Here is a 470-nt window from a genome sequence, read left to right as displayed (position 1 = left end):
CGCACTTCATCGCGCTGTCGGCGTCCTCGCCCTATGTCCAGAATGTGGACACCGGCTTTCATTCGGCCCGCCTCAATTCGGTGTTCGCCTTCCCGATGTCGGGCCGCGCGCCCTATACGCTGACCTGGGACGGCTTCGAGGAGTACTTCTCGAAGATGGTCAACACGGGCGTGGTCAACAGCATGAAGGACTTCTACTGGGACATCCGTCCCAAGCCCGGCTTCGGCACGATCGAGGTGCGCGTGATGGATACGCCGCTGTCGGTCGACCGTGCGGCGGCGATCGCCTGCTACATCCAGACGCTGGCGCGCTACCTGCTGCTCGACAAGCCGCTCACGCTGTCCGAGGACGATTACCTAGTCTATACCTTCAATCGCTTCGAGGCCTGCCGCTTCGGCCTGGACGGCACCTGCGTGAACCCGCAGACGGGCGAGCGGCGCACCATCGCCGAGGACATCCTCGACACGCTC

General features: G+C 63.8%; 1 protein-coding gene. It reads left to right on the top strand.

From position 1 onward, the window contains the following. A partial coding sequence (locus FQ755_RS13670) for a glutamate-cysteine ligase family protein (protein WP_260858565.1) occupies positions 1-470 on the top strand: 470 nt, incomplete at both ends.

Source organism: Paraburkholderia sp. BCC1885 (assembly GCF_900996235.1).
Classification (GTDB): domain Bacteria; phylum Pseudomonadota; class Gammaproteobacteria; order Burkholderiales; family Burkholderiaceae; genus Paraburkholderia.
The sequence above is the reverse complement of the archived record's forward strand: the minus strand, read 5'-3'. Positions and strand labels throughout refer to the sequence as shown.